The organism is Streptomyces sp. HUAS 31, assembly GCF_028198125.1.
Lineage (GTDB): Bacteria > Actinomycetota > Actinomycetes > Streptomycetales > Streptomycetaceae > Streptomyces > Streptomyces chartreusis.
Window position 1 is genome coordinate 1,805,362 of the sequence record NZ_CP116353.1, and the last position, 15,378, is coordinate 1,820,739.

Annotated in this window: 14 protein-coding genes and 2 tRNA genes; 4 read left to right on the top strand and 12 right to left on the bottom strand. The window is 70.6% G+C overall.

All coding sequences use genetic code 11. The features are described from left to right. Positions 1–25 precede the first annotated feature (25 nt). Positions 26–1,249, bottom strand: a complete 1,224-nt coding sequence (locus PGH47_RS07795; protein ID WP_271662818.1) for a hypothetical protein — start codon at positions 1,247–1,249, stop codon at positions 26–28. Continuing rightward, the gene (locus PGH47_RS07800) at positions 1,246–1,812 is read right to left on the bottom strand and encodes a DUF4365 domain-containing protein (protein WP_030959689.1); all 567 of its coding nucleotides are present in this window, start codon (positions 1,810–1,812) and stop codon (positions 1,246–1,248) included. Before PGH47_RS07800 ends, PGH47_RS07795 begins: the two co-directional genes overlap by 4 nt. A 168-nt stretch (positions 1,813–1,980) precedes the next feature. Between PGH47_RS07800 and PGH47_RS07805 the strand changes: the two genes are divergently transcribed. After that, positions 1,981–2,709 carry a 3'-5' exonuclease gene (locus tag PGH47_RS07805; protein WP_271662819.1) on the top strand — a complete coding sequence of 243 codons (729 nt, stop codon included), beginning with the start codon at positions 1,981–1,983 and terminating at the stop codon, positions 2,707–2,709. 85 nt (positions 2,710–2,794) lie between these two features. On the opposite strand, the gene PGH47_RS07810 is transcribed toward PGH47_RS07805, so the two are convergent. Together PGH47_RS07810 and PGH47_RS07815 are read right to left on the bottom strand one after the other, a co-directional pair. Next, positions 2,795–2,866 (bottom strand) — tRNA-Val (locus PGH47_RS07810). 39 nt (positions 2,867–2,905) lie between these two features. Further along, the gene (locus tag PGH47_RS07815) at positions 2,906–3,364 is read right to left on the bottom strand and encodes an SRPBCC family protein (protein WP_271662820.1); all 459 of its coding nucleotides are present in this window, start codon (positions 3,362–3,364) and stop codon (positions 2,906–2,908) included. 100 nt (positions 3,365–3,464) lie between these two features. Here PGH47_RS07815 and PGH47_RS07820 point away from each other — a divergent pair, with 100 nt between their 5' ends. Then, positions 3,465–5,948: an SCO7613 C-terminal domain-containing membrane protein gene (locus tag PGH47_RS07820; protein ID WP_271662821.1), complete on the top strand. Its 2,484-nt coding sequence runs from the start codon at positions 3,465–3,467 to the stop codon at positions 5,946–5,948. 68 nt (positions 5,949–6,016) lie between these two features. Here PGH47_RS07820 and PGH47_RS07825 read toward each other — a convergent pair whose 3' ends face one another. The 7 genes from PGH47_RS07825 to PGH47_RS07855 all read right to left on the bottom strand — a co-directional run bounded on the left by PGH47_RS07825 (position 6,017) and on the right by PGH47_RS07855 (position 13,641). Beyond that, positions 6,017–8,752 (bottom strand): exo-rhamnogalacturonan lyase family protein, encoded by a 2,736-nt coding sequence (locus tag PGH47_RS07825; protein WP_271662822.1) that lies wholly within the window; start codon positions 8,750–8,752, stop codon positions 6,017–6,019. Positions 8,753–8,873: 121 nt separating this feature from the next. Then, positions 8,874–9,476, bottom strand: a complete 603-nt coding sequence (locus tag PGH47_RS07830; protein WP_271662823.1) for a hypothetical protein — start codon at positions 9,474–9,476, stop codon at positions 8,874–8,876. 10 nt (positions 9,477–9,486) lie between these two features. Further along, positions 9,487–10,365: a carbohydrate ABC transporter permease gene (locus PGH47_RS07835; protein ID WP_271662824.1), complete on the bottom strand. Its 879-nt coding sequence runs from the start codon at positions 10,363–10,365 to the stop codon at positions 9,487–9,489. Then, positions 10,365–11,363 carry a carbohydrate ABC transporter permease gene (locus PGH47_RS07840; RefSeq protein ID WP_271662825.1) on the bottom strand — a complete coding sequence of 333 codons (999 nt, stop codon included), beginning with the start codon at positions 11,361–11,363 and terminating at the stop codon, positions 10,365–10,367. Before PGH47_RS07840 ends, PGH47_RS07835 begins: the two co-directional genes overlap by 1 nt. Further along, entirely contained in the window at positions 11,363–12,652 is a 1,290-nt protein-coding gene (locus tag PGH47_RS07845) for an ABC transporter substrate-binding protein (protein ID WP_271662826.1), read from the bottom strand. The genes PGH47_RS07840 and PGH47_RS07845 overlap by 1 nt, the downstream gene beginning before the upstream one ends. Positions 12,653–13,022: 370 nt before the next feature. Beyond that, positions 13,023–13,094 (bottom strand) — tRNA-Val (locus PGH47_RS07850). Positions 13,095–13,182: 88 nt separating this feature from the next. Beyond that, positions 13,183–13,641 (bottom strand): TIGR02611 family protein, encoded by a 459-nt coding sequence (locus PGH47_RS07855; RefSeq protein WP_271668004.1) that lies wholly within the window; start codon positions 13,639–13,641, stop codon positions 13,183–13,185. A gap of 191 nt (positions 13,642–13,832) precedes the next feature. Here PGH47_RS07855 and PGH47_RS07860 point away from each other — a divergent pair, with 191 nt between their 5' ends. Beyond that, positions 13,833–14,246, top strand: coding sequence for an SsgA family sporulation/cell division regulator (locus tag PGH47_RS07860; protein ID WP_004002642.1), 414 nt, complete (start codon positions 13,833–13,835; stop codon positions 14,244–14,246). Between the two features lie 317 nt (positions 14,247–14,563). After that, complete coding sequence (locus tag PGH47_RS07865; protein WP_107909335.1) at positions 14,564–15,121, top strand: CGNR zinc finger domain-containing protein; 558 nt, start codon at positions 14,564–14,566, stop codon at positions 15,119–15,121. A 74-nt stretch (positions 15,122–15,195) separates the two neighbouring features. Here PGH47_RS07865 and PGH47_RS07870 read toward each other — a convergent pair whose 3' ends face one another. Next, entirely contained in the window at positions 15,196–15,348 is a 153-nt protein-coding gene (locus tag PGH47_RS07870; protein WP_163017197.1) for a hypothetical protein, read from the bottom strand. Between the last annotated feature and the right edge of the window lie 30 nt (positions 15,349–15,378).

A 15,378-nucleotide genomic window follows, 5' to 3' on the forward strand; every position in this document is an offset into this window, starting at 1 on the left:
CCGCGTCGACCGGTTCAGGCCGCCTTCAGTCCCCGGCGTCCTCGCCGCCGCACGCCTCCTCGAAGAAGTCCAGATCCTCCTGGAGCGACTTCATCAACCGGTCCCGCTCGGCCTCGTCCACCTGGACCGGTACGACCCCGGAGGCGTCGGTGATCTTGCGGAAGCCGCCGCGGCTCTCCAGCCGCCCGTGTACGCGGACGGGGAGGCCGACGAGGTGGGCGTGGCCCGCGATGCGGTACGCCTCCTCGTCCAGGGTCAGCCGGACGTGCGGCACCTCGACGCCCGCGATGACGCGCAGCCGTACGGTGCCCTCGCCGCGCGGCCCCGACCTGCGCATACGGACGACGGTCCCCGTGATCCTGACCGGCACGGACGGCTCCTCGCGCAGATAGCGGGCGCCGGCCTCGCGCAGCACGGGCAGGTCGCCCGGCGAGAATTCGACGGGCTCGACGCCGGCCGCGCAGTCCGCGGGCACCCCGGCCGCGGGCGACCAGTCGACGGCGATGCGCGCGCCCTCGGTGCCGCGCACCAGCATCACCAGCGCTTCCGTGAGCTCCCTGCTGACCCCCGCCTCGACGGCACCGTCAAAGGCGTCCATGCCGCCGGTGGCCCGCTGGTAGTCGATGGCCTCGCGGGCGGCGTAGAGGGCCTGGTGGAGGCGGACGGCGAGCGGTCGGGCCGCCCCGACCGGCACGAAGGCGGCGAGGTGGTGACCGCCGGAGCCGACGAGGACGCTCTCCAGCATGGCGGCGGCCGAGCGGCGGTGCCGGGCGCCGTAGTAGCCGGCCCGGGCGCGGGTGGCGAGAGCCGCGGCGAGCAGCATCTGGCGGGCGGCGGTGCGCAGTTCCTCCTCGACCGTCCAGGGCGCGGCTCCGGCCGGCCCGCTCGGCGCGTCCCGCCACCAGCGCACCTCGTCGCTGGGCACGGCGAGTCCGACCAGCACCTCGCGCGCGGAGGGCGTGCCACTGCGGGACAGGGCGATGAGCGCCTCGCCGAGCAGGTCGTCGCTGTCGGGGAAGGCGCGGGACTCGGGGACGAGCAGGCTGGTGCCGTTGCCGCCCGGGCCGGGCGGGGTCCAGCGGCCGTAGCGTCCGGCCGCTCCCCCGCGCCGCTGCCAGCCGTGCCGGTGCAGCAGGGCGCTGAGGACGGCGGGGTCGACCTCGCCGGGCTCGGGGGGACGCTCCCAGGACGCGTCGGCCGGGTGCGGCCTCGCTGGTCGTATCGGCTCCTCCAGGGGGCGGTGCGTCATGGTCTGCCTCCCGTCCCGACCCGCGTCATGATCTCGCAGAGCGCCCGGTCGTCGAAGATGCGTGAGGTCGGTATCCGCACGGTGGTGCGGCGCCGCCCGGTGATCGGGTGCCCGGCCAGGTTGACCCAGTAGCAGCAGTGCCGCAGGTCGAGGCGGTCGTGACCGGCGCGCAGCCACTGTTCCTGCGACCGCGGGACGATCATCACGACCAGGATCTTGTGCACCGAGACCGGGGTCCGGGCGAGCTTCGCCAGATGGTCGTTGTCGAGCGTGAAGGAGAAGAAGCGGCCGGGCGGGTTCGGCGCGAGCTGATAGGTCGCCTTGAGCTGCACCTTGATGGTGACCTCGTCGTCGACCGTGTGGCCGGGCGCGCTGTGGCTGACGTGCCAGTCGATGCCGTTGTCCGGAAATGGCTGGGACAGCGAGCATCCCGACGCCGCGGCGACGGCGTGCAGATAGCCCACCTGCAATGTCTCCATGCAGGCGGTGGTGGCGAGTGAACCGCGATGGGGGCCCGTGCGTTCGGGCAGCAGCCCGCCCCGCTCGGGCTGCGCTATCGCCATGACCAACAGCCTTCCACGCAAGGTGAATCCCCGTACCGGGCCGCTGAACTGCAAAGACCCGCACTCCTGTTGTGTCCTTCCGGCGTACGTCGCAAACGGCCCGGGTATCACCAAACGGGCAGAAGACGGTACGTCAGCTGCCGTGGGTGAACGAGGGGTTGTGTGGATATGGCGTGCTGGTATGAGGGCCCGCTGGCGGCATTCGACACGGAGACAACAGGCGTGGACGTCGAGACCGACCGGATCGTCTCGGCGGCCGTCGTCGTCCAGGACGCCCCGGGCGCCCGGCCCCGGGTGATCCGGTGGCTGGTCAACCCGGGCGTGCCGGTGCCGGAGGCGGCGACGGCGGTGCACGGACTGACGGATGAGCATCTGCAGCGCAACGGCCGCTGGCCGGCGCCGGTGATGCATGAGATAGCCGCGGAACTGGCGGCGCAGGCCGCGGTGAACCGGCCGATCGTGGTGATGAACGCACCGTTCGATCTGACGTTGCTGGACCGCGAGTTGCGCCGCCATCGCGCGTCGTCGCTGGACCACTGGTTCGAGACGACTCCGATGCTGGTGCTCGACCCGCGTGTCCTCGACAAACACCTGGACCGCTACCGCAAGGGCCGTCGCACCCTGACGGACCTGTGCGAGCACTACGGCGTCACGCTGGACGGCGCGCACGAGGCGGCGGCCGACGCACTGGCGTCACTGGAGGTGGTACGGGCCGTGGGGCGGCGTTTCGCGGCCCGGCTGGAGCGGCTGTCCCCCGCGGAGCTGCACACGCTCCAGGCGGTGTGGCACGCGGCGCAGGCGCGCGGCCTCCAGGCGTGGTTCGCCCGCAGCGGCAACGACGAGGCGGTGGACCCGGCGTGGCCACTGCGCCCGGACCTGCCGGCGGCGGCGGCATGAGGAAGGAGGGTCCGCCACCACAAAAGAGGGTTCGCCACCACAACGAAAAAAGCCGGTCCGCTGCTGCGGACCGGCCTCTTCCCGGTGGGCGATACTGGGTTCGAACCAGTGACCTCTTCGGTGTGAACGAAGCGCTCTCCCACTGAGCTAATCGCCCGGGAACGCACTGAACAATACAGGTCCCCGCGCGTTTCCTTCAAACCGCTTGATGACCTCCGGCCAGGTGGGCCGTGAGACCGCGCCGTCCGGAGCGCATCATCAGCCAGTGGTTGGCACGGAAGAGGGGCCTCCCGGGCACCGCGAACCGCCGCAGCAACGGCTTGTTCACGTCGACGACCTGCTCGTAGCGAGCCAGGCTCCCGCCGCCGCGCGGAGTGACGGTCCAGCGCGCCCAGCCGTCGATGTCGCCGCTCATGGCGACCTCCAGCACTCCGGCCGCGCGGTCCCGGAGCACTTCGCGCGCGGTGAAGGTCATGGTGTACGGCAGGACGGAACGGATCGTGATCACGCCGCTGGTGTCGTCGGTCCGGGTCACCTCGCGCACCTGGGGCCACCAGCCGGGGTAGTCCTCGGCCCGTTCGAGGGCGTCGTAGACGGCGGCGGGCGGCGCGGGCAGGGCCCACAGGGTGCGGAAGCGGTAGTGGCTCCAGTCCATGGGCCGAGTCTGCCCCCGCCAGGGCGTTTCCGCCGTATCTGAGTACGGACTGAGTATGCGCACTCATGCCCTCTGGCGTGACGCGGACCACACTCCTGGCATGACGCACTTTCCGCCCCCGGCCGAGGAGTTGCGGCTCCTCGACCTCGAGCTGCGCCAACTGGACGCCCGCCGGGCCCAGTTGCTGCACCGCCGAGCCTGGCTGGTCACCGCGCTGCAAGCGGCGGCGCCCCGGACCGCTGCGGCGCCTCTCGCCCCACCCCGCTCCGAGGCCTCGGCGCCCCGGGTCCAGAACGTCCTGCTCGTGCTGGGCGGTGTCCTGCTCACGATCGCCGCGATGGCGTTCACGCTGGTCAGCTGGGGGCACATGGGGATCGCCGGGCGGGCCCTGGTGCTCGGCGCGGTCACCGTGGCGGTGCTCGCCGCGCCGGTGCCGCTGCTGAGGCGCGGGCTGCGGTCGACGGCCGAGTCGGTGGCGGGCCTCGGGCTCGTGCTGACGGTGCTCGACGCCTACGCGCTGCACGAGGTCGGGCTGGCCGACGTGGACGCCACGGGTTACCTCGCCGCCGCTTCGGCGGTGCTGGCGGCCCTGTGGACGGCGTACGGCCTGCTGCCGCGCACCTCCGAGCTGCGTCTGCCCCTGCCCGCCGCTCTGCTCGCCGCCCAACTCCCGCTCACCCTGTGGGCGGTGGCGGCCGACGCGAGCCTGTCCGGGATCACGGCCGCCGTACTGGTGACGGCCGGGTTCGACGCGGGTGTGGCGCTCCGGGGGCCTGCCGGGTCCGTGCGGATCACCGCGGTGATCGGCGCGTACGGCATGGGCGCCTGGGGCGTGTGGGCCGCCGGCTGGCTGTCCTGGACGGCCACCGGCCCGAGCGCCGCCGCCCGTGCGGCGGCGCTCCTCCTCTTGGCCGCGGGCATCGCGGTCACGGCGGCGTGGCAGGAGGCCGCCGCGAAGCAGGCGCTCGGCCTCTCCGTCGCCGCCGGCCTCCTCACGGTCGCCGCGCTCGGCGGCACCGCCCGCCCCGTGCTGCCGGAGGCGTGGACGGTTCCGGTGTATCTGTTGTGCGGGATCGCCCTGCTGGCGGCGATCCGGGCGGACCGGCTGCCGCAGACGCTGCGCGACGGGCTCACCCGGGCCTCCGCCGCCGTACAGGGACTGGCCCTGCTGTGGACGTTGCCGTTGGTGGCGCTCGCGCTGGTGGGTCCGGTCGCCTGGGCGCAGCAGGTGTGGTCCGGGGCGCCCGGCGATGTGCGGCAGGCCGTGGCGGTCGACGCTCCGTGGCCGCCGGACACGGAGACGGTGCCGGTCGTCCTGGCGATCGTCGCCGTCGTACTGCTCCTGGCGGCACGCGACGCCGCGTGGCGGACCCGGGCCCTGACCGGAGCGCTGGTCCTGGCGTGGGCGACGGCGCTGGTCCTGCCCGCCGTGCTCGAACTCCCCTACGCCGTGGGCCTGGTGGCCCTCGCGATCACCACGGCGGGCGCCCTCGCGGCGGCCGCGTGGATACGGCCGTCCGAGCGGCCGGGGACGACGGAGGAGCCGTCGGCGACCTCCACGGAGGAACCCACGACCACCTCCGCGGAAGAGCCCGCAGCCGTTACGGCCGCTCCCATCGGTTTCCCCACCCCGCGCACGACGGCGGCAGTCCTCGCCCTCCTCACCTCCCTTCCCGTCGCCTTCCTCTCGCTCACCACCGAGGCCGCGACCCTCACCGTGCTCGCCGTGCTGACAGCTCTCTTCGCGGCGGCCTCCTGGAGGACGCACCTCGCTCCGGTCACGGCACCGGCCGGGCTCGCGTACGCCGCCGGACTGGCGTGTGCCGCGGGAGCCGCGGCCGGCTGGCAGTCGCAGTACGTCGCCCTGCTGGTCCTGGTGGTCCCGGTGGCGGCGGCTCTGCTCGCGGCACGGCTCGGTGACGCGCGGGCGACGGTGCCGGTCGAGGTGACGGGCGCGCTCGCCGCGCTGCTCGCCGTCGCGCTGGCGGCGGCCCCGGCCGACCTGCCGATGCTGGCCCTGGTGCTGGCGCTGTGCGGTGTGATCACCGCCGGTGTCGCCGTCCGCCCGGAACGCCGGTCCGTGGCCTACGCCTCCGCCGCACTGTTCGTGCTGGCCACGTGGGTGCGCCTGGCGGCCTGGGACGTCGGGACGCCCGAGGCGTACACCCTGCCGGTCACCGTCCCGGCGCTGCTGGTCGGCGCCCTGCGCAGGCGGCGCGATCCGCAGACCTCGTCCTGGACGGCGTACGGCCCCGGTCTCGCCGCCACCCTCGTGCCGAGCCTCCTCGCGGCCTGGGGCGACCCGCAGTGGACGCGCCCCCTGCTGCTGGGCCTCGCGGCCCTGGCGGTCACCCTGCTCGGCGCCCGCCACCACCTCCAGGCACCGCTCATGCTCGGCGGCGCGGTACTGGCCCTGGACGCCCTGCACGAACTCGCCCCGTACATCGCCCAGGTGACCGACGCACTCCCCCGCTGGGTACCGCCGGCCCTGGCCGGCCTCCTCCTGCTGGCCATCGGAGCGACGTACGAGCAACGCCTCAGGGACGCCCGAAAGATGCGGGACTTCCTGGGCAACATGCACTGAAACGCCCCTGTAGGGGCGCGGGGAACTGCGCGACCAGCCACAGCGGTCCCGCAGTTCCCCACGAACCGTCACGGCATTCTGTCCCCGAGCAGCGCCAGGTTCTCGATGGCCGCAAGCCCGTACAACGCCGTGTCGTTCGTCGACACCCAAGCGGCCTCACTCCCCGGAACCAAGGCAGTCGGCCCACTCAGCGCCTCCGTCTTCCAGGGCGCCGACTCCTTGTACCCGTCGGAGTTGTAGAACTTCTCCCACGCACGGGCGGCCAGCTTCGCGTCCCCCGTCCGCACGGCCGCGTACGCGTCCAGCCGCGAGTGTCCCTGGAACAGCAGCAGCGACCCGAAGTTGGACCCGTACCGCGCCGCCTGCTCCGCCTTCGTGGCGTTGAAGTACCGGCAGTAGTCGAAGTACGCCTCGTCGAACTCCGGCATGTCGACGAGGTCGATGAGCTCGGCGCACAGTTCGTTGAGCCCGAAGACGGCGGACAGGTGCGAGACCCCGACCACCGGCTCCGCCGCGATCGCGAACCTGCCCGTGTCGAGGTCGTACAGCCCGCTGCCCTGTACGAACCCGTTCGGCTGCGCGGCGATGGTCTCCATCGTCGACAGCACCCGCGCCTTGGCCTTCTCCCACTTGGGGCCCTTGCGCTCCCACTCGGTCAGCCACGCCGAGACGAGTCCGCTCCAGTCCGTGCCGAAGCCGATCGACAGCGCGTGCCGGTCCGGGGTGTACGGCTCGGTGCGGATCTTGCGGATCGGGTCCAGGACGAGGAAGGTCTCGTCGGAGTCGACGTTGGCGTGCATGAGGTCGCCGACACGTTCGTCCGCGGTGAGGAAGTAGTAGTAGCGGCGGTACGTCGTGTTGGCGATCCGCTGCTGCTTGGCGCTGTCGGCGTAGTGCTGGACGCCGTGCCGGGTGCCGAGGCCGGCCCATTCGCCGAGGTGGTAGACGTCGACCTCGCCGGTGTGCCGGGTCATCGCCTCGGCGAAGCGGAAGATGTCCGCGCGGCCGGAGCGCAGATAGGCGAACCAGAGCCAGAGGTCGGGCGAGAGCTCGGAGTTGTCCCAGGCGTAGCCGCCGATGTCGTACCGCCACTGGTGTCTGACGGTGTCGTAGGTGTGCATGATGTCGCCGTAGTCCCAGAAGCCGTACCAACGGCGCTGCTCCACCTGGTCCTTGTAGTAGGTGAAGAGGAAGTCGAGGTGGTCCTCGATCTTCGCCTTCGCGGGTGTGGAGCGGTCCGGCTCGGAGTAGAGCCCCGGTCCGAAGACCTTGGCCCTGATGAGCTGCTTCGGCGGCGCGGCGAGCTGCGGCAGCACCCGTACGGCCTCGATCTGGCGGGCCAGGGCCGCCGGCGCGGGCGTCGACTCGTTGGCCCAGAACAGCAGCTCCGAGGTACGGGCGATGCCGTAGGGCGTGCCGAACTCCGGCTCGTAGTCCTCGTAGGTGATGTTGAGGCCCTCGAGCTGTTCGGGGTAGGTGTCCTGGCCCATGCCGTCGTGGTAGAAGCGCAGGTCCATGGGCTGGGCCTCGGGCGACCAGAGCCACATGGTGACCTCGGCCGCGTCGGTGTGGGCGTCGCGGATGTCGAGCTGGGCGGGGTACTTCTCCCAGAAGTCCCGCAGCCCGAGCGAGAGTCCGCCACTGACACCGCCGACGTAGGCGAACCCGGAGGCCCGTCGCCCACCGCCGGCGCCGATCCAGCCGTACCCCTTCTTGGTCCGCTTGCGCAGGCTGAAGCCGTCGGCGGAGAGCTGGGAGAGGGTGTAGTCGCCCCACTCGGGGATGTACTGGAGGCGGGTGGTGACGCGCTGGTCCCAGGTCGCCGGGTCGGGCAGCTTCTCCCCCGCGAACTGCGCCGCCTGTACGGTCGCCCCCGGGTCGCGCCGCAGTCCGGTGATGCCCTTCACGGCCTCGCGGAGCATGCCGGTGCCCTCGCCGCCGACGCGGATGTGGCGGTCGTAGGACTGGTCCCGCATCGGCACCGTGAAGCGCACACCGATGCCGCGGATGAAGTCGCCGCTCGCCCTGCCCGGTTCCTGCGTGCCGTCGAAGGTGATGGTGTGCACCATGCGGAAGGAGTCGGCGCCCGCGTAGAAGTAGAGCCGGATGGAGAAGGGGAGCCAGCTGCGGCTGCCCTTGCGGTGCTTGCCGTCGATCCGGACGACCGCGCGGACCGGTCCGTCCTGTTCGACGGTGACCTCGGAGATCGCGCCCTCGAAACGCTCCGTCCTGACCGCGCCCTGGTCCTCGTCCTCGATCTCGGGCTGGCGGATCAGCACGAGCCGTCCGTTCCTGGCGATCTCCGTGGAGCCGCGGGTGACCGACTTGACGAGGGTCGCGCCCGACTTGGCGATCCTCGCGGTGATGACGCCGGTAGAGACGTCGATGGTGCCGCCGCTCCTGTCGACGGTGACCTTCTTGGCGGGGGCGGCGGGCTCCCCCGCGGTGAGGGTGAGCTTGCCGTCGCCCGAGCCGACCGCGTGCGCCGTCCACTTGAGGGACCCGTCGGGCCAGTAGGCGATCGGCCACGACTGCACAGGGACGGCCTTGCCGTCGGCGTCCGTGAGCGCGAACGTCTGGTCCTCCTGGTACGTGCCCTTCGGCCAGGGCACACCGACGGTGGAGCCGGGCGCGGCGCCCAGGCCGCCGTCCTCCAGCCAGTCCAGGGTCACGGGCTCCGGTTCGGCGGCCTCGGCTCCGGGCGCGGCCTGCGCGCCCTTCGCCCCTAGCGCCCAGCTGAACTGTGCGGCGGCTCCGGCGACCGCGGCCGCCTTGAGAAGGGACCTGCGGGGGATGGGGGACATGGCCTTTCCTTTCCGTGCGCGTGCAGGGGATGGTCAGGGGCATGACAGAGAGAGGTGCGGCGCCCGGGAGCGCCGACCTTGTTGATGCGCGCCGGCCTTCGTACGGCGGGGACACCGCAGCTCAGCGGTACCGGTACCGTTCCTCCACGGCGACGGCCGCCGCCGTGACGGCCCCCAGTACGGGCACCGCCAACGGCGCTGAGAACCAGGCGGACGCGGCCACGACGGCGAGTCCGCCGACGACCAGGAAGGACCCGGCGGGGTCGAGCACGGTCCGTCGTCCGGCGCCCGCGAGCAGTGCCCGCCAGCCGGCGTCCGGAGTCCAGACGGCCGCCGCCCGCAGCAGCGCCACGCCGGCCCCGATCAGCGCGAGCACGCCGATCGCCCCGACGAGCGGCCCACCGGGAATCCCGGCGCGCGCGGCCTGGACGTCGACCCAGACCGCGGCGGCCACGGCCCACCCGGCGACTCCGACGGCCCAGCCGCCGCGCACGGCCACCCGGAAGTCCGCGGCGAACTCCCTGAGGCCCCCGCTCTCATGGGCGATCCGGCGGTGCAGGTGCCGGGCCCCGGCGGCGAAGGCGGCCGGGTAGGTCACCACGCCGAGGGAGGCCACGGCGATCCACACCCCGGTGAGCAGACACTCGGCGAACAGGCCGAACCGCTCGGCGAGGACGGACTCCCCGCCGGCCGCCGTACGTGCCTTCGTGCGCGCTCGGGCCATCGTGACCGCCTCAGCCCTTCAGTCCGGAGGTCGCCATACCGTCGATCAGATACCGCTGGAAGGCGAGGAAGAAGGCGAGCACCGGCAGCAGGGCGACGAGGGACATGGCGATCATGCCGCCGTAGTTCGCCAGGCCCTCCTGGTCGACGAACATCTTCAGACCGAGGGAGACGGTGTACTTGTCGGGCTCGTTGAGGTAGATCAGCGGCCCCATGAAGTCGTTCCAGGCGTTGATGAAGGTGAAGATCGCGCTGGTGATGAGCGCCGGCCGGCACAGCGGCAGCATGATCGACCAGTAGATCCTGAGGTGCCCGCAGCCGTCCAGGCGGGCCGCCTCGTCGAGCTCCTTCGGCAGGTTCCGCATGAACTGCACCATCAGGAAGACGAAGAACGCCTCCGTGGCGAGGTACTTGCCCAGCAGCAGCGGGGTGTAGGTGTTGATCATCTCCATGTTGCGGAACAGCACGTACTGGGGGATCAGCAGCACGTGATACGGCAGCAGGAGCGTGCCGATCATCAGCGTGAAGAGCAGATTCCGCCCGGCGAACCTGATCCTCGCGAAGGCGTAGGCGGTCAGCGAGCAGGACACCACGATCCCGATCACCGAGCCGACCGCGAGGAAGAGCGAGTTGAAGAAGAAGGTGGAGATGGAGATGTCGGCGATGCCGTCGGCGAGGCTCGTGTAGTTGGACAGGACCGGCTCGCCCGGCAACAGGTCCAGGCTGCCGACGATGTCCTCGCTCTTCTTGAACGAGCCGCCGACGACCCAGATCACCGGGTAGAGGATCACGGCCAGGACCAGCAGGGAGCCGATGTGCCAGGCGACGGAGCCGGGCAGCCTGCGGCGCAGCGCCGCGGCGCGCGAGGTCGGGATACCGGTGGTGCTCATCAGGCGCTCTCCTCGTAGTGCACCCAGCGCCGCTGGGACCAGAACAGCACCGCCGTGACCAGGGCGACCGCGACGAGCAGCATCCAGGCCATGGCGGAGGCCAGACCCATACGGCTGTTCTCGAAGCCCTGGACGTAGAGGTAGCAGGTGTAGACCATCGAGCCGTCGGCCGGACCGCAGGCGTTGCCTCCGGCGCCGCCGCCGACGATGTACGCCGAGCTGAAGATCTGGAAGGAGTGGATGGTCTCCAGCAGGACGTTGAAGAAGAGGACGGGGGAGATCATCGGCAGCGTGATGTTCCAGAACCGCCGGAGCCGGCCGGCCCCGTCGACCTCGGCGGCCTCGTACAGCTCGCGCGGGACCTGCTTGAGGCCCGCGAGGAAGATGACCATCGGGGCACCGAACTGCCAGACCGTGAGCGCCACCAGGCTGTAGATGATCAGGTCCGGGTCACCGGTCCAGCCGCCGACGTCGATCCCGAAGATCTTCTGCGTACGGTCGACGATCGCGTCGTCCGAGAAGATCGCCTTCCAGACGATGGCCACGGAGACGCTCGCGCCGATCAACGACGGGGCGTAGAAGGCGGCCCGGTAGAAGGCCTGGCCGCGCCGCTTCTGCGCGAGGAGCAGGGCCACGCCGAGCGCCGCGAGCAGCTTCAGGGGCGTGCCGACGACGACGTACCAGAGTGTGACCTGCACCGAGTGGCGCCAGCGGGGATCGCCGAACATCTCGGAGAAGTTGTCGAGGCCGATCCACTTGGGTGCGTCGAAGAGGTTGTAGTCGGTGAAGGCGAAGTAGAGCGAGGCGATCATCGGGCCCGCGGTGAGCAGCAGGAACCCGGCGATCCAGGGGGACATGAAGAGGTAGCCGGCCAGGTTCTCCCGGCGGACCCGCCGCTTGAGGGCGGCGGGTCGCTCGGGCTTCACCGGTCCGTGCCGCGGCTCGGCGACCTTGGTCAGGTCTTCCGTCGCAGGGGCGTGTGTCACGGTCATCCCCATCAGACGACGAGAGCCGTCTTCGACTCGGTGAAGAACTGCTTGACGGCCTCGTCGACCGAGCGCTTGCCGAGCGCGAGTTCCTCGGCGATGCGCAGGAACGCGGCCTCACAGATGTCCGCGCCGTTCGGGTGCGGGGTGATCGGCTCCAGGACGCCCGCCTCGACGAGAGAGGTCTCGTAGGCGGCGATCCCCTTGTTGACCTCGTCCGTCGGCTGGAAGGCGTCGAACTGGGCCTGGGTGGCGGGCACGCCCCGGTCGTACCCCATGATCTTGGCGACCTCGGGCTCGTGGACCATGAAGTCGATGAACTGGGCGACCTCCTTGGGGTGCTGGGTGCGCTTGGAGGCGCTGAGCATCAGGGAGCCGAGGTACTGGCCGGTCTTCTTGCCGTCCGTCGTCGGGATCGGCGCGAGGCCGTACTCGCTCTTGCCCTCGGAGGTGTAGCGAACGGTGAAGTTGTCCCAGGTGAACTCGCCACCGGCGAGCTCGGCGGAGACCGCCGACTTGGGCTTGATCTGGGCGACCTTCTTGGCGTCGGCGTAGACGCCCGCCTCGACGCCCTTCTCGGCCTTGGTCCACCAGTCCGTCAGATCCGACTCGGTGAAGCCGAGTCCGTCCTCGGTGAAGAACGCCTTGCCGTTCTGACGGAGGTAGAGGTCGTAGAGGTACATGACCCCGTACATGCCGCTGTCGCCCGCGCGGCCGGTCCTGTCGCGGATCCGCTTCATCGCCGCGTCGAAGTCGTCCCAGGTCCAGCCCTGTTCCGGCTTGACGCCGGCCTTGGTGTAGACGGGCTTGTCGATGACCAGCGCCATGGAGTTGGAGCCGACCGGGACACCGAGGAGCTTGCCGTCGATCTCACCGAACTTGTCCAGGCCCGCGCGGAAGCCGTCCATGGAGAGGTTGCCGGCCTCGACCTGCTCGCTCAGATCGAGCAGCACATTCTTCGCGTCGTATTTACGCAGGAATCCAATCGCATTCTGGAACACGTCCGGCGGATTCCCCCCGGAAGCCTGGGTGTTGAACTTCTTCCAGAAGTCGGTGTACGGCTGAAAGTCCGTCTTGACCTTGATCTTCGGGTACTTCTTCTCGAAGAGCGCGATGGTCTTGTTGATCCGTTCGGCGCGGTCCTCGGCACCCCACCATGCGTAACGGATCGTCACCGTCCCGTCGGCGGAGGCACCCCCGTCGCCCCCGCACGCCGTGGTCGAGGCGAGCCCGATCGTGGCGGCCGTGGCACCGGCCGCCTTCAGGATCGTGCGCCTGTCGACATTCCTGTTGGTTCCCACAGTCGGGCCCCCTCCGCAGCGTCGTCGCCGCCTGCATGAATCGTTTCAAGTAAGCGCTTGCTGGCACAAGTTACGGAGGGCCCCGGGGTGCGTCAATGACTCGGACAGGAATTTCTTGCGGACCCGGCGGCCGAGTTGGCGGCGCGCGAGGTCGGGCGGGCCGGGCAGACGGTGCGATGCCGCAGGTGAGGGGCGCGCGGTCGGCGGACCGAACGGCGGGCGGTGTGCGGCAGGCGAATGCCTCTCGACCGACGGCGCCAAGGCTCTCGACGACTTCGGAGGCGCCGGACGCCGACGCGCCGGGAATACCTTTGACGCACGAACGCCGACGGCCCGCCTGCTCTGTCGCAGACGGGCCGTCGGATCCGGGTGGGCGATACTGGGTTCGAACCAGTGACCTCTTCGGTGTGAACGAAGCGCTCTCCCACTGAGCTAATCGCCCGGACGCAGGAAGAACATTACCCCATGTCAGGGGGTGCGCGTGACCAGCGCGAACGCGCACCGGACGACGTCCGCACCCCCCTCGCGGATCACTGGTCCTTGATCTTCCAGGGCATGACGATGCCGAACTTCCAGAGGTAGATCCCGACGAGCACGCCGATGATCACGAGGCCGATCGACGTCAGGATGATGTTGCGACGGCGCACCTTCGGGTCGAGCGCCTTCTGGGCCGCCTCGGTGACCTTGCGCTTGGTCCAGCGCAGCACCAGCTGGGCCCAGACGAACTCGGTCGCCCAGACCGCCATGCCTCCGAAGATCACGACCCAGCCGGGGCCCGGCAGCGGCAGCATGACGATGCCGGCGCCTACTATCGCGAGACCGATGATGAAGACGCCCACCTGCCAGCTCAGGTGCAGCACACGGCGCGCCTTGATGAACTCCGGCGCCCGCGAGCCCAAACCCTGCTCGCCGTCGTCCTTCGCTCCGTCCACTTCGGTCCCGTCTGCAGCCGTGGCAACATCGCCCGGCTCGTCACTCCCCGTATTCATACGGCCAAACCCTACCGGACCGAAACCAGTCACCGGAATGGGCGTACCTCGCGAACAGGTTCTCGGCCGGAAGAGTTACGTAAAGACACGCAAAACACTCAGAGGGGTTTACAACGGCACCGTAGGTGGCATGTCGATTTCGCCGACGTGCGAATCCCCGAGCGCACACTGAGCGAAAGGCCCTGGCGCTTATGAACACCACGGTCAGCTGCGAGCTGCACCTGCGCCTCGTTGTGTCGAGCGAGTCCTCCCTGCCTGTCCCCGCAGGCCTGCGGTACGACACGGCCGACCCCTACGCCGTGCACGCCACCTTCCACACCGGAGCCGAAGAGACCGTCGAGTGGGTGTTCGCCCGTGACCTCCTTGCGGAGGGGCTGCATCGGCCCACCGGCACCGGCGACGTCCGTGTCTGGCCGTCGCGCAGTCATGGTCAGGGCGTCGTCTGCATCGCCCTGAGCTCTCCTGAGGGCGAGGCGCTGCTCGAGGCGCCTGCGCGTGCCCTGGAGTCGTTCCTGAAGCGGACGGATGCCGCCGTGCCTCCCGGTACGGAGCATCGGCATTTCGACCTCGATCAGGAGCTGTCACACATCCTGGCGGAAAGTTAGGGCGAGGTCCCCATAAGCCGCCCGGCGCCGTCGACTCGGGGAGACGGCTCGGGCCAAGACAACCGCATACGGCACGCAGCAGCGCCGTCTCCGCTCCGCGGGGGCGGCGCTGGTGTGCGTGTGGGGCAGAGGCGCTCACGGGGCGGGAGAGGCGCCTGAGGCGGACGAGGTCCGCTCCGGCGGGAACCGTCGGCGCCGCTGTGGCGTTGTAATCGGAAGCCGCGCACGGGCGCGGCCCGTGTGGGGGCTCCGTGAGCCACTACCATCGGCCAGCATCGGCGGGCACCCCGCCCGACCACCAGGCCAGGGAGCGAAACGTGCTGATCACCCATGACACCCGGTGTGCACTCGATGCCGTGGTGGATCTGGTGAACACCGTGCCGGAGGACGGGACGTCGGACGGGCTGCCGGATGTCGCCGCCCTGGAAGATTTCGTAGGAAAGCACGAAATCAGCGATGTCGGGGTCCTCTCGGAGTTCGATCTGTCGGCGGTGCGCAAGGTGCGCGCACGGTTCGCCGCGATCTTCGCGGCGCCGGACCCCCGGAGCGCCGCGAGCCTGATCAACGAGCTGGTCGCCGCCGCGGGCACCACCCCGCGGCTCACCGACCACGACGGCTACGACTGGCATGTGCACTACTTCGCCCCCGGCGCCTCCGTCGCCGACCATCTCGCGGCGGACTGCGGCATGGCCCTGGCGTTCTTCGTGGTCGCCGGCGAGGAGGAGCGGCTGCGCCGCTGCGAGGCGCCCGACTGCCGGCACGCGTTCGTGGACCTCTCCCGCAACCGGTCCCGGCGTTACTGCGACAGCCGAACCTGCGGGAACCGTCTGCATGTGGCCGCCTACCGTGCGCGCCGCAAGGAAGCGGCCGGCTGAGCGGCTGCCCGCCCGGCACGAGATGTGTGTCGACGCGGACCCCGGCGGGTGGCGCCGGGGGCCGCGGGTACGGCTCAGAGCAGCAGCAGGTCGTGCAGCGCAGCCATGAGGAGCAGACACCCGATCACCGCAAGGAAGATCATCAGCGGTGGCTGGGAAAGGGCGAAGAGGCACCCACGAGGCTCGTCCTGAGACGGAGTGGCCTCGCTCTGTGTCGTGTCCAGCATCTCGCGGCGATGATGACGTAGATCCATGTC

Coding starts and splice junctions, on each gene's coding strand:
- PGH47_RS07860 (WP_004002642.1), top strand. CDS start 13,833: ATGAACACCACGGTCAGCTGCGAGCTGCACCTGCGCCTCGTTGTGTCG.
- PGH47_RS07800 (WP_030959689.1), bottom strand. CDS start 1,812: ATGGCGATAGCGCAGCCCGAGCGGGGCGGGCTGCTGCCCGAACGCACG.
- PGH47_RS07830 (WP_271662823.1), bottom strand. CDS start 9,476: ATGGCCCGAGCGCGCACGAAGGCACGTACGGCGGCCGGCGGGGAGTCC.
- PGH47_RS07835 (WP_271662824.1), bottom strand. CDS start 10,365: ATGAGCACCACCGGTATCCCGACCTCGCGCGCCGCGGCGCTGCGCCGC.
- PGH47_RS07805 (WP_271662819.1), top strand. CDS start 1,981: ATGGCGTGCTGGTATGAGGGCCCGCTGGCGGCATTCGACACGGAGACA.
- PGH47_RS07795 (WP_271662818.1), bottom strand. CDS start 1,249: ATGACGCACCGCCCCCTGGAGGAGCCGATACGACCAGCGAGGCCGCAC.
- PGH47_RS07825 (WP_271662822.1), bottom strand. CDS start 8,752: ATGTCCCCCATCCCCCGCAGGTCCCTTCTCAAGGCGGCCGCGGTCGCC.
- PGH47_RS07820 (WP_271662821.1), top strand. CDS start 3,465: ATGACGCACTTTCCGCCCCCGGCCGAGGAGTTGCGGCTCCTCGACCTC.
- PGH47_RS07840 (WP_271662825.1), bottom strand. CDS start 11,363: ATGGGGATGACCGTGACACACGCCCCTGCGACGGAAGACCTGACCAAG.
- PGH47_RS07870 (WP_163017197.1), bottom strand. CDS start 15,348: ATGCTGGACACGACACAGAGCGAGGCCACTCCGTCTCAGGACGAGCCT.
- PGH47_RS07855 (WP_271668004.1), bottom strand. CDS start 13,641: ATGAATACGGGGAGTGACGAGCCGGGCGATGTTGCCACGGCTGCAGAC.
- PGH47_RS07815 (WP_271662820.1), bottom strand. CDS start 3,364: ATGGACTGGAGCCACTACCGCTTCCGCACCCTGTGGGCCCTGCCCGCG.